Below are 16,511 nucleotides of genomic sequence, written 5' to 3'. Positions count from 1 at the left end.
TATTAATAATCTCCTAAAACATCCTTTTCAAGAGATTCATTTATTTCACTCCAATCTATTTCATGATTTAAAGATTCAGGTTTGAATCCAAATCCTTTTTTACCTCCACCACCTTCATTATTCCGTCTTTTTTTAAATGATCCTTTTTTATGTTTTTTTCCATCTAAAGTCATTCCTTCTTTGACACAATAGCCATTAGCATATTCTAATATGGGTTCAACACCTTTAATAATATTATTTTTAATTGTTTCATTTGTAAATATCTCTTGTGGTCTTATTAAGTTGGATTTTTCTAATTCTTTGTTAAAATCGCTGGAATTATCAACTAATTCGCATAACTTTTTAATATTTTTAATTATTTTTTTAGAAGTTAAATGACCAACTTTTACATAATAATAATTATCTTTAAAGTATTCTTCATTATTAATAGGACGAGATATGACAAATTTTTCCCGTATTTTTTTATAAATATGAGATTTGGGGTCTATTTTGATTAAAAACGAGACAGAATTATTTTTTGAAATTTTAATAGATGATTTTTCAGGATTATTATTAAATTTCAATATTAATTTTGGCTTCGGTTTATATTTTTTAAACTTTTCTGTTTCTTTTAATCCAAAATAATATATTTTTTCATCATTGTTTAGACATATCCTTGAGAACCATATTGAAAAATTGTTTTTGTAATTTTGCTTAACTTTGCTATCATGTGGTTTTGGCATTATATCATGTTTTAATCTGATATATTCATTTCTTTGCAGTAAATGCAGTAAATTTTTAAAAAAACTTGCTTCTTGTATATTCGGGTTAAAATTTTTCATTTAAATCACATTGGTGTTGGTTATGTTTATATATGATGTTTTATTATATATATCTTGTGTTTATTTTTTTAAAAAAAATAATAGGGATTTATTCAAACATTCCTTTCACTTCACTGTTTTTAATTTTACAAGATTTGATGGCATAATCAATATCTTTCATAGTAATGGTGTTCGAATCATTAGCTATTGCATGGTGAAGTGATGTTTTTAAGATTTTTTCTTTCAAATCCCGTCCAGACATTCCTTTTGTCATATTAACTATTTTGTCTAATTCTAAATTATAATCTAGTGGGATTGTAGCTAAATTTTTTTTTAAAATAGCTAATCTTTCTTCTTCGTTCGGTAATTCAAATTCAATTTCTTCTTCAAATCTACTTCTAAATGCATAATCAAGAGAATTAAGATTGTTTGTTGCACAAATTGTCATTACGGCATCATTATTTGAAATTCCATCTAATTCAGTTAGTAATGAGTTTACTATTTCAGACACATCTCCTCTTAATGATTGAAAACTTCTATGCAGGGCTATTGCATCGATTTCATCAATGAATATTAATGATGGTGAATTTTTACTAGCCTTTTCAAATAATTCATGAATTTTAGATGAGCTATCTCCTACATGATCTCCAATAAGTGATGTGGCTTTAATTAAATACAATGGAATGTTAAGTTCATTAGTTAGTGCTTTTACAAGCATGGTTTTTCCAGTACCTGGTTGTCCGTAAAATAATATGTTTTTTGGTGCCCATTGGTTAAATATTTCGGGATTTTCCAAATATTTCATTAACACTTTAATTTTATTTTTAGCATTTTTTTGACCAACAACATCAGAAAGTTTAATGTTTGATTTATTTTTAACCTCATCAATTTCTTTTATTTCATCAAATAAAATGTTAATATTCGTTTTTTCTGAAATTATTGATTCATTAGGTTTGGCAGTTATTATTTGAAATCCATAGTCTGGAATTATTTTTTGATCGAATAAATAAGAATTTTCTTTTACAACTACTCCTAACCATTGTTCACGGGCATATTCTTCAAATAATTTTGTGTTACTAATTTCTATATCATTTTCCATTAATGCAAAATCAAAAGGATAACCAATAGGTTTTAAAACTACACATTCAGCAAAGATATCATTTCCATTTTCTTTTTTAGGTGTTTTTTGGTTTGATGTTTTACTTTCAACTGGTAAATTATTGCTTTTCAAATTATCCTCCCTTTGTTTTTTATTTATATAATAATTGGATTTGTAAATTATTTTATTTAAATAGTGATATATTATAAAATTTGAACTATATTAAACTTTTGTATAATTCTTTCATTTTTAGGGCATCTTCATCACGAAGTGGGGTTTCACAAATAATATTTGCCTTCCAACCATTTTCAACAAGATTTTCAAGTAAATCTTTAATATTTGGACCGTATTCATCACTTTCAGCAAGTATATGATGTTTTACTTCACCACCAGGGCCATATTCGATTGTTGTAAAATGACAATGTAGCATATCAATATCCAGATTATCTTCAATTGTTGAAAAAATACAATTATAATCTGTTTTACTATTTAAAAATCCCCTACCTCTTGCATGTACATGTGCAAAATCAATTGTTGGTTCAAAATGATCAAAGCTAGCACATAATTCAACAATTTCTTTAACATTTCCTTGTTGTGTGCGTTTTCCTGTAGTTTCGGGAGCGAAAGTAAATTCACAAATGCCTTCTACTTCTAATTTTTCAAATAACTTATTAATGGTATTTTTTGATATTTCCATAGCTTTTGTGGGTTTTTGATTTGTGTAAAATCCTGGATGAAATACTAATCTATAAGCTCCCATCCATTCTCCTGCACGTGCAGTAGCTATTAGATGATTAAGACTTTTTTCAATCTTTTTTTCTTCTTTTGCACATAAATTAATATAATATGGACCATGCATTGAAATTAAAATGCCATATTTTTCAGATTCTTTTTTTAAAGTTTCAGCTGCATTTTGACCAATTCTAACTCCATATGGTGATTGGTATTCATATGAATCAAGTCCTTCTTTTTGGATATATTTTGGAGCTTCGTATGCTTTACCTTTGTAATTTATCGGGCTACCGGCAGGTCCAAATAGTACATTATCTTTCATTATTATCAAAGTGTCGGTTGATAGGAATTATAAAATTCCCATTGATTTGTTGGTTTTAGCTATTGATTTTTCCTTATCACTTTCTATTTCTAAAATTGCTCGAATAGCATCAATATTTTCAGGTATTACATCAGATTCTTGATGTACAGCTTGCATATAGAATAATTCATTTTCTACTACATTAATGGATTCTCTCCATACAGGAATTTCATATAAATCATTTCTATTTCTTCCTAATTCTTTAGCATATTCCATTAACTCTGCAGTTGAGCCTAAACCTTCTGATGCATCAATAACAAGCACTCTTGAACGTTTTTCTAATGCTTCAACAATGTCTTCAGTTTCAACATTGTTGTTGATTTCAACCATAATATTGTGTTGGTGCATTAAAGTTGTAGGTACAAGAAGCGCCATTGTGGTCACATCAATTCTATTCATAACAGTTTTTACATCTGGGCCATGATGTGATGGTACAGTTGGAGGATTAGGTACAATTGAGTTAATTGGGCCTTTTTTAACTTCAGATGGGTCTGATCCTCTTCTAACCATCACTGCCCTAGCTTTTTTAATATCTGCAATTTTATCAATAGTATATAATGTTCGTGTAAGACCAGTAGTATTACAAGAAACTACTCTGGTATAATCTGCACCATACGAATCATCATAATTGGAAATAGCATTAAATGAAAGGCCTGTTAATTCATGATCTTCTCCACCTTGATAAATAGCTTTTATGCCAGCTTTTTTATACATTTCAAGATTTTGAGGTCCAATACTTCCAGGAGTACAATCTACAACAACATCGGCTTCTTGAATCATATTTTCTACTGTTCCTGCAATTTCAATACCCGCATCTTTAAATAGTTGTTCTTTTTCAGGAATTCCAATATATAAATCATATCCTTTTTCTTCAACAGCTGTTCTTGCTTCATAATTTGGTCTAGTTTTACTAACTCCAATTATTTTCATATCGTCCTGAGCAGCCACTGCATCGGCCACTCTCTTACCTATGGTTCCATATCCATTAATTGCAACAGATTTCATTTTAATCCCTTTTATAAAAAAAATCTCTTATGTGGATTAAATTTTATTGTTTAAGTTATTTATAATTTAATATTTTAAAATGGGTTTAAAAGTTTAAAAAAAGAAAAAAAATAAATGTAGATTTATTCTACATCGAATCCTGCTTCTTCAACTGCTTCAGTTAAATCAGCATCAGTTACTTTATCGGTATCTAAGGTTATTTTTGTAATCCCGCTGTCTAAATCAGCTTTTGCATCTTCAACACCATCAATATCAGTTAATGAAAGTTGAACAGCATTTACACATGAGTTACAATGCATTCCTACGACTTTAATTTCTTTTTCTTCAATTGCCATAAGTTTCATCTCCTATAATTTATATTTATGTACTAGTATTTTCAAATAGGATTATTTAAACTTTTAGTTTTAACTAAATTATAGTATTTTCATTTTTTTGAGGTTCATTTAAGTGTAGTTTATAGTTAATTAACTTTGTTGAGTATGATATAACTATTATAGAACCAATATTATGAATTAAAGCTCCTTCAATTGGACATATAATATTTAAAATAGCTAATATCATAGCTAATACATTTAAAGTAATTGCAAATCCAATACTTATATTAATTGTTTTTATAGTTTTTCTAGAAATAGCTATTAGTTGGGGAATATCTTTAAGGTTATCATTTATTAATGTAATATCTGCAGTGTTTATTGTTATATCGCTTCCAATTTTACCCATTGCTATACCTACATTTGCTTTTTTTAATGAAGGAGCATCATTTATTCCGTCACCAATCATGGCTATTTTATTATTTTCAAGTTGTTTTTCTTTGATATATTTTAATTTATCTTCTGGCAAACAATTATAATGAGCATTGGAAACATTTACTTCTCGAGCAATTTTCAGCCCAGTTTTTTCATTATCTCCTGTTAATAATGTGGTTTTTATGTTTAATTTTTTTAACATGTTTATTGTTTTTTTGGAACTTTCACGCAATGTGTCTTTGAGGATAACTTTTCCAATAACTTCTTTATTTTTTGAAACATAGATTTCAACATTCAAATCATTTTCATCAATAAATTTTGGTGTAATGTTTTTTTCTTTAAGATATTTTAAATTACCAGCACATATTTCATCTCCATCTATCATGCCGGTTATTCCTTTACCAACATCAATTTTAAAATTCGAAACTTCTTTTAAATCTTTATTTTCACTATATTTAACAATACTTTTTGCAATGGGATGTTCTGATTTACTTTCTACTGAAGTTAATAATTCCATCATTTCTTCTTCATCATCACTAATAATTTTAACAATTTTTGGGGTTCCATGAGTTAGTGTTCCTGTTTTATCAAATATTAATTCCTTTACTTTTGATAGTTCTTCAAAGGAGTTTCCATCTTTAACTAAAATACCATATTTTGTTAAATTTCCGATTGCCGCCATGATTGCAACGGGTGTAGCTAGCACTAATGCGCATGGACAAAAAACAACTAAAATAGTCACTGATCTTGTTATTTCACCTGTTACTATAAAGGTTAAAATGCTTGCTGTAAATGCTATTATCACAATCCAAGTTGCCCATTTATCTGCTGTTTTAACAATTTTTGCATTTTCTGGTTTTGATGATTCAATTAACTTAACTAGTCTTTGAAACGAACTATCTTTACTTTTTTTAGTTGTTTTCATTGTAAATGAACCATATTCATTTATTGTTCCACTATATACTTCATCACCTTTTGTTTTATTTAATGGTAAAGATTCTCCTGTTATTGTAGCTTGGTTAATTGATGTTTCACCATTTAAAATTACACCATCACTAGCTATTGTTTCTCCTGGCAACACTTTTAAAATATCTCCAATTTGGATATCTTCAGCATTAATTTTTTCTTCAATTCCATTTTTTATTCTAGTTGCTTTTTGTGGAGTTAGATTTACTAATTCTTTTATTTTTAATTGTGTTTTTGATACAGTATATTCTTCTAAAAATCCTCCAATAGCCATTATTGTTGCAATTTCTCCAGCTGCAAATGTTTCTCCAATAATTATCGAAGCAATAATTGCTATTGTTATTAATAAATCTGCTTTTATATCGTGTTCTTTTATTAATTTTTCAATACACTCTTTAAATATTGGAATTCCACAGAGGATAATTGGTACTAAAGATAAATAATCTATTAATAGTAAAAAACTTCCAATCAATGTTATTGTGGAGATACTTATTTTGATAATATCAATTTTTTCTTTTTTGCCAAATTTTAAATTCATTTCTTACAACCCCTATGTATGGCTATACCTGTATTGGTATATAATTATTTTAAAAAAAATTATAATCTGGAGTAATATTCTAATATTGATGAAAAATCATTTATTGCATCATCAGAATTATTAGATTCAATAGATTCTTTAATACAATGTTCTAAATGTCCTTCAACAATGATATGCCCTACTTTGTGTAATGCTGATTTAGAAGCATTAATTTGCATTAATATTTGTTCACAAGGGATATCTTCATCAATCATACGATCAATAGCATTTAATTGACCTATTATTTTTTTGATTCTTCTATGAATATTTTCTGAATCCATACATTTTTTCAAAATAACACATCCTATACCTATTGGGGTATATGTAGTCTGGATGCATATAAATGTTTTGATGGTGATTTTTTAAAAATAAAAAATAAGAATGAAAATTTAAATTTAATTTTCCAATTCTTCTAATTTTTGTGGGAAATATGTGTCTACAACATATTCAAGCCCATATTTTGAAAAAGATTGCTGTTCTGCTTTTTTACCAATCTTAAGCATCTTTTTAATTTCTGTTTGCCAGAAATCACTTTTGTATCTTGGATCTTTAGATAATTCTTTTAATCTCATGACATCGACATCTTTGAGCTTATCAGTTGGTAAATCATAGTTAATAATATCTGATGCTGTAACACCCATAAATTTAGCATCAGGAGTAGCTAAATCGTGATTAACATGAGCTAATTTAGCACTTCCTGAAATAATTACTTGTGCAATGTGGAACCCCCAGGGGTCTCCGTCGTTACAAATATAAACAGGTAAACCTAATTCTTCATTTACCCTTTTAATGAATCTTCTTGTAGCACGAGCAGCTTGTCCTTTTAATCCGACAATTAAAGTATTAAATCGTTTATGCGCATTTTCTTGAACCATTCTGTGGAACATCCCCATTGTTTCCACTGCAATGACTCTTTCCACACCACAATCTAAGAATTCTACTTGGTCAATAGTTGGTGAAATAGTATAACCGGATTTCCCTGCTTTTGAAGCATTAATTTCCACATCATCATCTAATAATGTAATGTCTCCATATACTGATGCCCCGTCTTCCTCAGGCATTAATCCTAAATCTTCCCTTGTAGTTCCAAGCGTTACTTCTAAATCTTCTCCAACAATGTTAGATTCTTGTTGTGTTTTAAAACTAATTCCCCAACCTTCAGAAACATAATACATTTCCCTGATAGTTGCTGTTTTTTCTCTTGATACTAAATCTTTACAGAAATTAGCTACATAGACCATTTGTCCTAATTTTCTAATTTGCTTAACATTACCTAATGATCTTTTTCCGTATCTATCGCCTAAGATATAATATCTTTTAGCATCATCATAAACAATATTTCCAGTACCACGGGAAGGTACTCTAATAGAAGGAACTTTATTTTTTTCAATTTCCTCAATGATTTCTTGACCTAATCCTTTTAATTTATTAAAAGTGTATTCTTTTCTTAATTCTTTATGAGATTTTTCTTGTTGTTTTACTTCATCAGTCATTTAATCACCTGTCTGCATCATATTCATCTAATGCACTATCAACGCTATGTCCACGTTCATCAAATTCTTCCATGATGATTGCATCAAGTTCTTCTTCTTCCTCTTCTTCCTCGATTTTTTCACCAAGTAACTCTGCAAGCGCTCTTTTAGTTACTTTAGCTAGAACTTCTTGATACTCTGGAACACCGGTTTCTCCTAATTTAGCAGATTCTTCAATAATTACAGGAACATAATCTTCAAATACTTTTGAACGTTTTTCTTTTTCTTTAGCTGCTTTTTTCGCCCTAATGTGCTTTTGAAGTTTACGAGCTAATTTCATTGTAGCTTGTCTAATTTCATGAACAATTTCAGGTTCTGGTGATACACTTTGTTTACCAGTTGAAAGATAAGGTACTTGAGTTGATATAATATTTACAAATAATGTTAATGGTGTGTTATCTAAATCTTTAAGGCCATAACGTTTCCAGTCAATACTTTTTAAAGCTTCAGTAATAGCACAACTTCCTGCATCGAAAGTTAATGGAACTCTGTTAGCAAATCTCATAATTTCAGACTTTCTTTGTTCATTAACAACTCTTCCAGCTTCTCCACCATATGCAAGTCCTGCTTCAATAATGAATGATACTCCTCCGGAATATGTTGCAGGTTTTCTAGTAATTGTTGTGATGAATTCAGGTTTTAGTATTTGTTTCATACCTTTTTCAATTTGTTCAGATCCAATAGGAATAAGTCCATTTGTTGGTGGAGCCATGAATTTCATTTTCTTAAAACAGTGTACAATAGTTTCTGCTTCTGAGAAAGTCATGTCTTTTGGACGTTTATTCATGTCAATTTTAGTTAATTCACTTATTTCATCGACTCTTTTATTTGACATTCTTGAAAGTGATGCGGTTAACATGCTTTTGTATCTTCTTTTATCGGTGTTTTGTGCCATTGTCATTAAGTCATCAGCACTAACTCCTGTTGGGTGAGGTAATACTTCCTGAGGAAGTACTGGAATAACATCTGCGGCTCTTTTAAAAATGTATTTGTGCCCACTCGGATCTCTAAATGTAATTTTAGCATGAGGGTTTCCAATCATGGTTCTTCTTATGTATTCAAATGCACCTTGTTCTGCAAGGGAGTATGAAACTTCTTTGAATTGTAATTCAATGCAAACTCCAGTTTGTTTGCAAGGGAAATCTTCACGTTCCATTAAAATTCCAGTATTTTTTTTCACATCCATTTGAAATTTCATTTTAACTCCTTTGAGTTCATCTCCATCTTTATAACAGGAAATTACACGGGTTGGTTTACCGGTTGTCATTTGAGATAGTAGTACACAACCACTACAACCTAAACCTTGTTGACCTCTTGATTGGATGTTTCTAAATTTAGATCCTGCAAACATTGTACAGTATACTTGCATAATATATTTTTCAGGAATTCCTGGACCGTTATCTTTATGTTTTAAGATATAATGTTCTTTATCTACTCGTTTTAATTCAATATCAATATCTGGGAGAATTCCTGATTCCTCAGCTGCATCAAAACTATTTGTTATTAATTCGTGAAAAACAATTGTTAATGAACGGATTTTCCCAGTAAATCCTAACATTTGTTTATTTTTTCTAAAAAACTCGGATGGGGTTAATCTTGTAAAATCTTTCTGCCAATCGAGTCCGATATCTTGTTGTATCACGTTTTTCCTCCTTTTTTGTAGGTTATTGTGATTATTAATTATTTCATTATCTTATACCTAATCTAAGTTATAGATCATTTTAAAAGTAATATTTTTTTATTACCCTATCTATAGCTACTAAAATTAAGATAAAAATAATAATAATTTTTTGCAAAAAATATAGTATTTAAACTATGTTATCTATATATGTTGGTTAAAGTATATAATAGTTTACTATATTATTTAAAATATTGACTCTACTTTTTATTAAATAGTAATATTGTAGTCATTTTAAAAAAATAATATAAGTAACAAAAAATTTTTGTTACTAAATGTTTTCAGCATCGAATTCGATACCATCTTTTAATTCGATTTTATCTTCTTCGATTCCAACTAACTCTTTAAATTCTTTCATTTTTAATGTTTCTTTTTTATGTTCTAAGAAAGAATAAACAGATTTATGTCTAGATCCATTTAAGATCATTTCAATAGCTTCTTTAGCTACCGTAATATTGTCCATTTCACCTATTAATGAAACGGTTTTTCCATAAATAGCCATATCAACTTCAGCCATTTCCATTATTATTTCACGTGTTTTTCCATTTTTACCAATAATTCTGCCTTTATATCTAGCAAGAGCGTTTTTAGATTTCCCTATATATAAAGGTAATTTCATAATTTCTAAGTAAATTTCATCACTAACTAGTTTAAGTGCAACTTCAGGGTTAAATCCACGAGCTATAGCTTTTACAATGTGATTTGCATTCCAAACTCCTAATGGATCTTCCATATCTTCTCTAGGTGATATATATACAGTACCATCATTACTATCTATTTCAAGTATGGTTCTAGTAGCTTTTTCAATGGATTTTTTAATATTTCCATTGCTTCCAATTAATGCCCCTACTCTATTTTGAGGTATTTTCAAATAATCTGTTTCTGGCATATTTTTTCACCTCTCATTATAGTATTTATTTTAAATATTTTATTTAAATTTATTTAAAAAACTTACAATCAAGGTATTCCCAGACTTCTTCAAAACTAGTTTTAACACATAATTTTCTATATTCGTGAACTATAGTGTTGATGTCTCTTTCAAGTAATTCTCTTGAAATGGGATTGTCTAAAACAACAGATTGTGAAACATCTATAATAACAGGTTTTTCATTAAAATTTAAGATGTTATAATTAGATAAATCACCATGAACGAGTTTAGCTTCGTTAACAAATAATTTAAATTGAACTAATAATTTATTAAAAAATTCATCAGGATTTTTAGGTGGTTGGTTTTTAACAGGTTGAGCTGGATTTCCAGTTTCATCCCCAATGAATTCAATTAAAAGAACATTATTAGCACTAGTGAATGCTTTTGGAACTCTAACTCCAGCTTCATATAATCGTGTTAAGTTTTTAAATTCTTTTGTAACCCAAGAGTAAATTATTTTTCTTTTATTTTTAGTTTTTATATTAAATCTTGGATCGCCTTTAAGATAATAATCCATTTTTTTAAAATCAGAAGTAGCTATTCTATAAATCTTAACAGCTAAAAAATTTTCATTTTTATCAATGCCTGTAAGTACATTGGCCTCTTTTCCAGTACTTATTGCACCATTTAATATATCAATGTATCCTTGATTAGCTAATTTATACAAAGTTTCTAAAGTTAATTTATCAAAAATTTCATTACCTACTTTTCGCTCAGAATTATCCTTTTTTCTTTTTTCAGAATGTAATTTTTGATGTTTTGCATCTGCTTTAGCTATTTTTGAATCCATTAAAATCGTTTAAAAATAGGTAATGGTTACATTTTTAGGTAACCTTTTCTTTCAAGCCAATTAGATTCAGTTTTGGTGTATCTCCAAATCACATCAGCTTTTTCATCAGATTGAAAATCCCAAGGTTTTACTAAAATGACATCTCCTTCGCGAATCCAAATACGTTTTTTCATTTTTCCAGGGATTCTAGTCATTCTCATGTTTCCATCTGCACATCTGACTTTTAATTTTCCATGTCCCATGATTTGTTCTACTACTCCAGGTATTTCTCCTTTTCTAGGAGTTCTTACTCTTCTATATTCTTGTTGTTGGTTTTGATTTGGTCTTGACAAATACTCTCCTCCAGTTTCAATAGCTTATCTACTCATTATCGTACATAATATTAAATTATTTATATATTTATAAATAATATATATATTAACTTATTGGATTTTATTTAAAGGAGATATTATGGGAGTTGAATTTTTAAAAATTAAAGAATGTGATGATGCATTAAATATAATTCAAGATTTATTTGATGAAAATTATAACTTTTTAAGTGAAGAAATATCATGTAGTGAAGCTTACGGTAGAATATTATATGAAGATGTTTATAGTAGAATAGATTTTCCTCCTTTTGATAAAGCATTAAAAGATGGATTTGCGATTCTCTCAGAAGATAGCTTTGGAGCTAGTGAAGAAAATCCAAACACATTAGATGTAATTGATTTTTTAGAAGCAGGTTCAACTACTGATAAAGTTGTTGAAAAAGGAAAATGTATTGAAATAAGCACTGGAGCTGCACTTCCTGAAGGCTCTGATGCAATTGTGATGGTTGAATATTGTGAAAAATTTGATGATAAAGTTAATTTATTAACAACCGCCACTCCATCTCAAGATGTTGCAAGTAAAGGATCTGATATTAAAGAGGGAAATTTAATTCTTAAAAAAGGCGATTTTTTAAATCCGGGTAAAATTGGTGTTTTACTTTCACAAGGTTTTGAGAATATTGAAGTTTTTAAAAAACCTACTGTTGGTGTAATATCTTCTGGAAATGAAGTTACAATGCAAAGTGAAGAATTAACGCATGGTAAAATTTATGATGTTAATGGAAACATGATTAAAAATGCTGCAATTTCATGTGGTGCTAATGCAGAGTTTTTAGGTATTGTTCAGGATGATTATAAATTAGTTAAAGAAAATATTATTAATGCTTTAGATGAAGTAGATATTTTACTCTGTTCTGGTGGGACTTCTGCAGGTCAAGGGGATGTAATGAGAACAGTTTTAGATGAATTAGGTGAAGTATATGTTCATGGAATTTCTGTTCAGCCTGGTAAACCCACTATTGTTGCTGTAGTTAATGGTAAAGTTGTTATTGGCCTTCCAGGTAATCCAGTTTCTGCTTTGATGATATTTAATGTATTTGTAGCTCAAGCATTAACTAAATTGTCTGGAATTAATAAAGAATTTGAGAATAAAATAGTTAAAGGTAAAATGACTAGAAGAATTCATTCTCCTGTGGGTCGTATGCAATATCAGCTTGTTAAAGTGGATGGTGAAAATGTTCATCCTATATTTAAGGACTCTGGTGCAATATTTTCACTTTCAACAGCAGATGGTTATGTGAAAGTTCCAAAATCTGTTGAAATTTTAGATGAAGGAGAAAATGTTGAAGTTTATTTATTTAATTAAAAATATTTTTTAATTGTTATTTTTAGATATATATTATAAGGTGTAAGAATGGATAGTGAAGTAAAAATTATTCCTGATCAAAAATTAGCTGTTATTAATTACAAAGGTCCAATTGAAGATTTAGATATTTTAGTTTCTAAATTAGTTGGTTGGGTTGATGCTGAAGAAATTAAAACAAATGGAGAACCATTTATTGTATATTACTCTCCAAGACATGATGTAAATGAAGGGGATGCTGTATTTGATGTAGGTATTGTCCTTGAAGAAGATGTTGATGAAAAAGATATTATTCGTGTTGTAGATTTATTTGAACACAAAGTTTTATCTGGAAGGCATTATGGGTCAATTGATAATATTTTAGATACTTATAAAGAATTAGTTGAAATTTCTCAAAAAAACAATTATGATATTATTGGATCTCCTAAAGAAGTTTTAATTAAAAGTTTTTACAATTGTGATGATGAAAAAGAGTTTGTAACAGAAATTCAATTACCTATTATTGAAATGTAGGTGTTTAATGTGTCTAAAGAAGGGTTTGATTTAGATAAAGAACTTGAAAAAATTTCTAAAAATACTTATAAATCAATGAAAAAATTCGAAATGGCTTTTGATGCTAAAATAAATAGGCTAAATCAAGAAATTGAAAGTCTTAATAGGAAACAATTGAAAGATTTTGATGATAATAAAAAATTAACTTCGCATTATCTAAATATTGATTATTCTTCTTCAACAATTGACAGATATCGTGAAAAATTGAAAAAAATTTAATTTTTCTTATTTTTACTTTTACCATTGTCTTTTATTAAATATTTTATTGTTGGGTGTCTGTCAAATTTAATTTTTTATAAAAAATTGTTTCTTATTGAGTATATAAATTAGATACTATACTCACTGGAATGATTACTAAAAGTCAATCGAGCGTATTATACATTAATTCAGTGAATTTTAAAAGTATAATTCATCATTGTTATTTTTTCTCAGCGAATGTACGTCTAAAAATTTTTCATCAACATCAAGACCAATTTCAAAAAGACTTAAATGCCTTGAATTCAAATAAATAATACGAAAAATGATTTATTTTTGTTTTATACTAATAATTATTCTCTATTTTATTATATTTTTATTTTAACTTTATTAAATATAATTCCAAGTTTAATAAAAATACAAGCAATATATTTTTTTACATCAAAGTGAAATTTCATAATAAATAATGTGTTTTTTTGATTAAAATGGTAAAAAAATTTTGATGTTAGTCCAAATTTTACTATGTTTTCTACAAAGTTCTAATAATATAAAAAAATTTGTATTGTTCCTTTTAAAAAGACACAAAGGAAAATTAGATTGTATTAACATATTAAATAGAAAAAATTACATTTTGAAATTTAATGCCTGAAATGTGTGTAAAAAGAAATTTGGAGTGTTGGGATGAATATTTTTTCAGTTGGGTAATGTGTCAAAGAGGAGGTTGGATTGAAAAAAACGAAAAATAAGAGCTAACAAAATTGAGTCCACCCCTCCTCCATAAAATAATGATATCAGTTAATTATTTATATGATTATCTATATAATTTTTTATTGTAAAATAGTACTTTCTAAAAATAAAATTGAATTATTATTTATTTAATGTAATTATGTTCATTTAATGTAATATGATAAAATATTTGGCTTTAGTATTAAATAATAAATAGTTCTTTTTTTTGAATTGAGAGTATTATTTTTTTCATATATAAGAAAATCCTATTAAAACTTTTGAATTAGGGTATATTAAGTAAGAAATAAATGTTATTGCTTAATAAATAATTTATTAATAAGTTTTTTTAGGGTTTTAGGTAAAATAAATGGAGGAGTTTTTAAAATGTTTAAAAATTTTAGTAAAATTTTAATATTTTTATTGTTTTTTGTATTTTTAACTGTTTCTACAGTTTCGGCAGAAGATAATGTAACTGGGGATATTGGTTTAAATGAGGAAAATAGTAACTATTTGGAAATACAAGATATAGATAATAGTGTTTTAGGCAATTCTGAGTCGAATAATACTTTAAAAGCCTCATCATCTACTTTTAAAGATTTACAAAACATAATAAACAATGCTCATATTGGAGATACAATAACTTTAAACAAGGACTATACATACACTACAGGTGATTCTCCAATATTCATTGGCAAATCTATAACTATAGATGGGAAAAATCACATAATAGATGGAAAATTAGCAACAAGAATACTTAAAATAGATGGAAAACACGTCACAATAAAAAATATAAAATTCATAAACGCAAAAAACACAGACACCGACTGGGGCAGTGCTATAGATTGGTATGGAGACTACGCTAATTTACAATATTGCTCTTTCAACAACAACCAAGGCACAAAATTAGGAGGTGTTGTTTACTTACATGGAACTAATGGTAAAATAAGCCACTGCTATTTCAACAACAACAAAGCCAATAATTATGGTGGTGCTGTTCGTTGGGGGGGTGATAATGGTTTTTTAAGTGGTTGTTCTTTTAATAATAATACTGCCCGAGGGTATGGTGGTGCTGTTTATTGGTATGGTGCTAATGGTTTTTTAAGTGGTTGTTCTTTTAATAATAATACTGCTTATTATGGTGGTGCTGTTCATTGGCATGGTGCTAATGGTTTTTTAAGTGGTTGTTCTTTTAATAATAATACTGCCGAGCATGGTGGTGCTGTTTATTGGACTGGTAATAATGGTAAGTTAAATGGTTGTTCTTTTAATAATAATACTGCCCGAGGGTATGGTGGTGCTGTTTATTGGGCTTGGAATAATGGTAAGTTAAATGGTTGTTCTTTTAATAATAATCATGCTGATTATGGTGGTGCTGTTTCTTGGTATGGTGATAATGGTTTTTTAAGTGGTTGTTCTTTTAATAATAATACTGCCCAGGAGGATGGTGGTGCTGTTCGTTGGTGGGGGGGGGGGTGATAATGGTAAATTAAGTAGTTGTTCTTTTGTTAATAACCATGCTAAATTTAAAGGTAATGTTATTTACTGGTTTAAGTCAGGTGATATATTTGCTTGTACTTTTAGTGTATTTCGTCCTAAAAATACAAACACTGTTACTGTTAATAACTTAATTTACTACGAAAAAAATAATTACAATGTTGATTACTATGAAAATGGTAATAAAATCCTTAATAGTGGGATAAATAAGAATATTACTTTTTTTAATTTAAACAGTGGAAAACACACTATTAAAATGATTTATAAAAAAGATGGTAATGATTTGACTAATGATTTAATTATTACTGGTGATTCTTATTTAAATTCTAATAATGTGTATATGTTTTATAATGATGGGACAAAATATAAGGTAAAATTAACAGACTACCAAGGAAAACCTTTAATTTATAAAAATCTTCAAATCACAATCAAAAATAAAAAATACAACCTAAAAACAGACAAATATGGCTATGCTACTATACTTCTCAAACAAAAACCTGGACAATACTCAATAATAGCTAAATTCAATGGAGATAAAGATTATGGTCCAAGCACCTTCACAACCAAGATAAAAATCTTAAAATCCCCAATAACAAAAAATAAAAACTTAAATATTTATTTCATGGGTGGAATATTTAAAGTACAAATAATACATGCAA

17 protein-coding genes are annotated in these 16,511 nt (G+C 28.1%); 5 read left to right on the top strand and 12 right to left on the bottom strand.

Going from position 1 to position 16,511, the window contains the following annotated elements; genetic code table 11:
- Window positions 1-2: 2 nt before the first annotated feature.
- The 12 genes from MBORA_RS09470 to eif1A form a co-directional block, all read right to left on the bottom strand.
- A complete protein-coding gene (locus MBORA_RS09470; protein ID WP_147659456.1) occupies window positions 3-563 on the bottom strand; it encodes a hypothetical protein in 561 nt (186 codons plus the stop codon).
- Between the two features lie 346 nt (window positions 564-909).
- Window positions 910-2,031 carry an AAA family ATPase gene (locus MBORA_RS09465; RefSeq protein WP_063720590.1) on the bottom strand — a complete coding sequence of 374 codons (1,122 nt, stop codon included), beginning with the start codon at window positions 2,029-2,031 and terminating at the stop codon, window positions 910-912.
- 85 nt (window positions 2,032-2,116) lie between these two features.
- Window positions 2,117-2,953, bottom strand: a complete 837-nt coding sequence (locus MBORA_RS09460; RefSeq protein ID WP_063720589.1) for a TIM barrel protein — start codon at window positions 2,951-2,953, stop codon at window positions 2,117-2,119.
- Between the two features lie 27 nt (window positions 2,954-2,980).
- Window positions 2,981-3,997: a phosphorylating glyceraldehyde-3-phosphate dehydrogenase gene (locus MBORA_RS09455; protein ID WP_042691555.1), complete on the bottom strand. Its 1,017-nt coding sequence runs from the start codon at window positions 3,995-3,997 to the stop codon at window positions 2,981-2,983.
- A gap of 122 nt (window positions 3,998-4,119) precedes the next feature.
- Window positions 4,120-4,332 carry a heavy-metal-associated domain-containing protein gene (locus tag MBORA_RS09450; RefSeq protein ID WP_042691552.1) on the bottom strand — a complete coding sequence of 71 codons (213 nt, stop codon included), beginning with the start codon at window positions 4,330-4,332 and terminating at the stop codon, window positions 4,120-4,122.
- Window positions 4,333-4,405: 73 nt separating this feature from the next.
- A complete protein-coding gene (locus tag MBORA_RS09445) occupies window positions 4,406-6,247 on the bottom strand; it encodes a heavy metal translocating P-type ATPase (RefSeq protein WP_063720588.1) in 1,842 nt (613 codons plus the stop codon).
- A gap of 59 nt (window positions 6,248-6,306) precedes the next feature.
- Window positions 6,307-6,579, bottom strand: coding sequence for a metal-sensing transcriptional repressor (locus tag MBORA_RS09440; protein ID WP_042691550.1), 273 nt, complete (start codon window positions 6,577-6,579; stop codon window positions 6,307-6,309).
- Window positions 6,580-6,681: 102 nt separating this feature from the next.
- A complete protein-coding gene (locus MBORA_RS09435) occupies window positions 6,682-7,779 on the bottom strand; it encodes a DNA topoisomerase IV subunit A (RefSeq protein WP_042691547.1) in 1,098 nt (365 codons plus the stop codon).
- Window positions 7,780-7,783: 4 nt separating this feature from the next.
- Entirely contained in the window at window positions 7,784-9,460 is a 1,677-nt protein-coding gene (top6B, locus tag MBORA_RS09430; protein ID WP_394328386.1) for a DNA topoisomerase VI subunit B, read from the bottom strand.
- Window positions 9,461-9,767: 307 nt separating this feature from the next.
- The gene (locus tag MBORA_RS09425) at window positions 9,768-10,385 is read right to left on the bottom strand and encodes a KH domain-containing protein (RefSeq protein WP_042691544.1); all 618 of its coding nucleotides are present in this window, start codon (window positions 10,383-10,385) and stop codon (window positions 9,768-9,770) included.
- A gap of 49 nt (window positions 10,386-10,434) precedes the next feature.
- On the bottom strand, window positions 10,435-11,214 hold the full coding sequence (locus MBORA_RS09420) for a serine protein kinase RIO (RefSeq protein WP_063720587.1): 780 nt from the start codon (window positions 11,212-11,214) through the stop codon (window positions 10,435-10,437).
- A gap of 26 nt (window positions 11,215-11,240) precedes the next feature.
- Entirely contained in the window at window positions 11,241-11,546 is a 306-nt protein-coding gene (gene eif1A / locus MBORA_RS09415) for a translation initiation factor eIF-1A (protein ID WP_042691541.1), read from the bottom strand.
- Between the two features lie 118 nt (window positions 11,547-11,664).
- On the opposite strand from eif1A, the gene MBORA_RS09410 reads away from it, so the two are divergent.
- The 5 genes from MBORA_RS09410 to MBORA_RS09390 all read left to right on the top strand — a co-directional run.
- A complete protein-coding gene (locus MBORA_RS09410; protein WP_042691538.1) occupies window positions 11,665-12,888 on the top strand; it encodes a molybdenum cofactor synthesis domain-containing protein in 1,224 nt (407 codons plus the stop codon).
- 48 nt (window positions 12,889-12,936) lie between these two features.
- Entirely contained in the window at window positions 12,937-13,398 is a 462-nt protein-coding gene (locus tag MBORA_RS09405) for a GyrI-like domain-containing protein (protein WP_042691535.1), read from the top strand.
- Between the two features lie 9 nt (window positions 13,399-13,407).
- Window positions 13,408-13,656, top strand: a complete 249-nt coding sequence (locus tag MBORA_RS09400; protein ID WP_042691532.1) for a hypothetical protein — start codon at window positions 13,408-13,410, stop codon at window positions 13,654-13,656.
- 1,086 nt (window positions 13,657-14,742) lie between these two features.
- Window positions 14,743-15,834, top strand: a complete 1,092-nt coding sequence (locus tag MBORA_RS09395; protein ID WP_063720586.1) for a right-handed parallel beta-helix repeat-containing protein — start codon at window positions 14,743-14,745, stop codon at window positions 15,832-15,834.
- A partial coding sequence (locus MBORA_RS09390) for a hypothetical protein (RefSeq protein WP_156482721.1) occupies window positions 15,806-16,511 on the top strand: 706 nt, incomplete at its 3' end. The genes MBORA_RS09395 and MBORA_RS09390, both read left to right, overlap by 29 nt.

It is taken from the genome of Methanobrevibacter oralis (assembly GCF_001639275.1).
GTDB classification, from domain to species: domain Archaea; phylum Methanobacteriota; class Methanobacteria; order Methanobacteriales; family Methanobacteriaceae; genus Methanocatella; species Methanocatella oralis.
The sequence above is the reverse complement of the archived record's forward strand: the minus strand, read 5'-3'. Positions and strand labels throughout refer to the sequence as shown.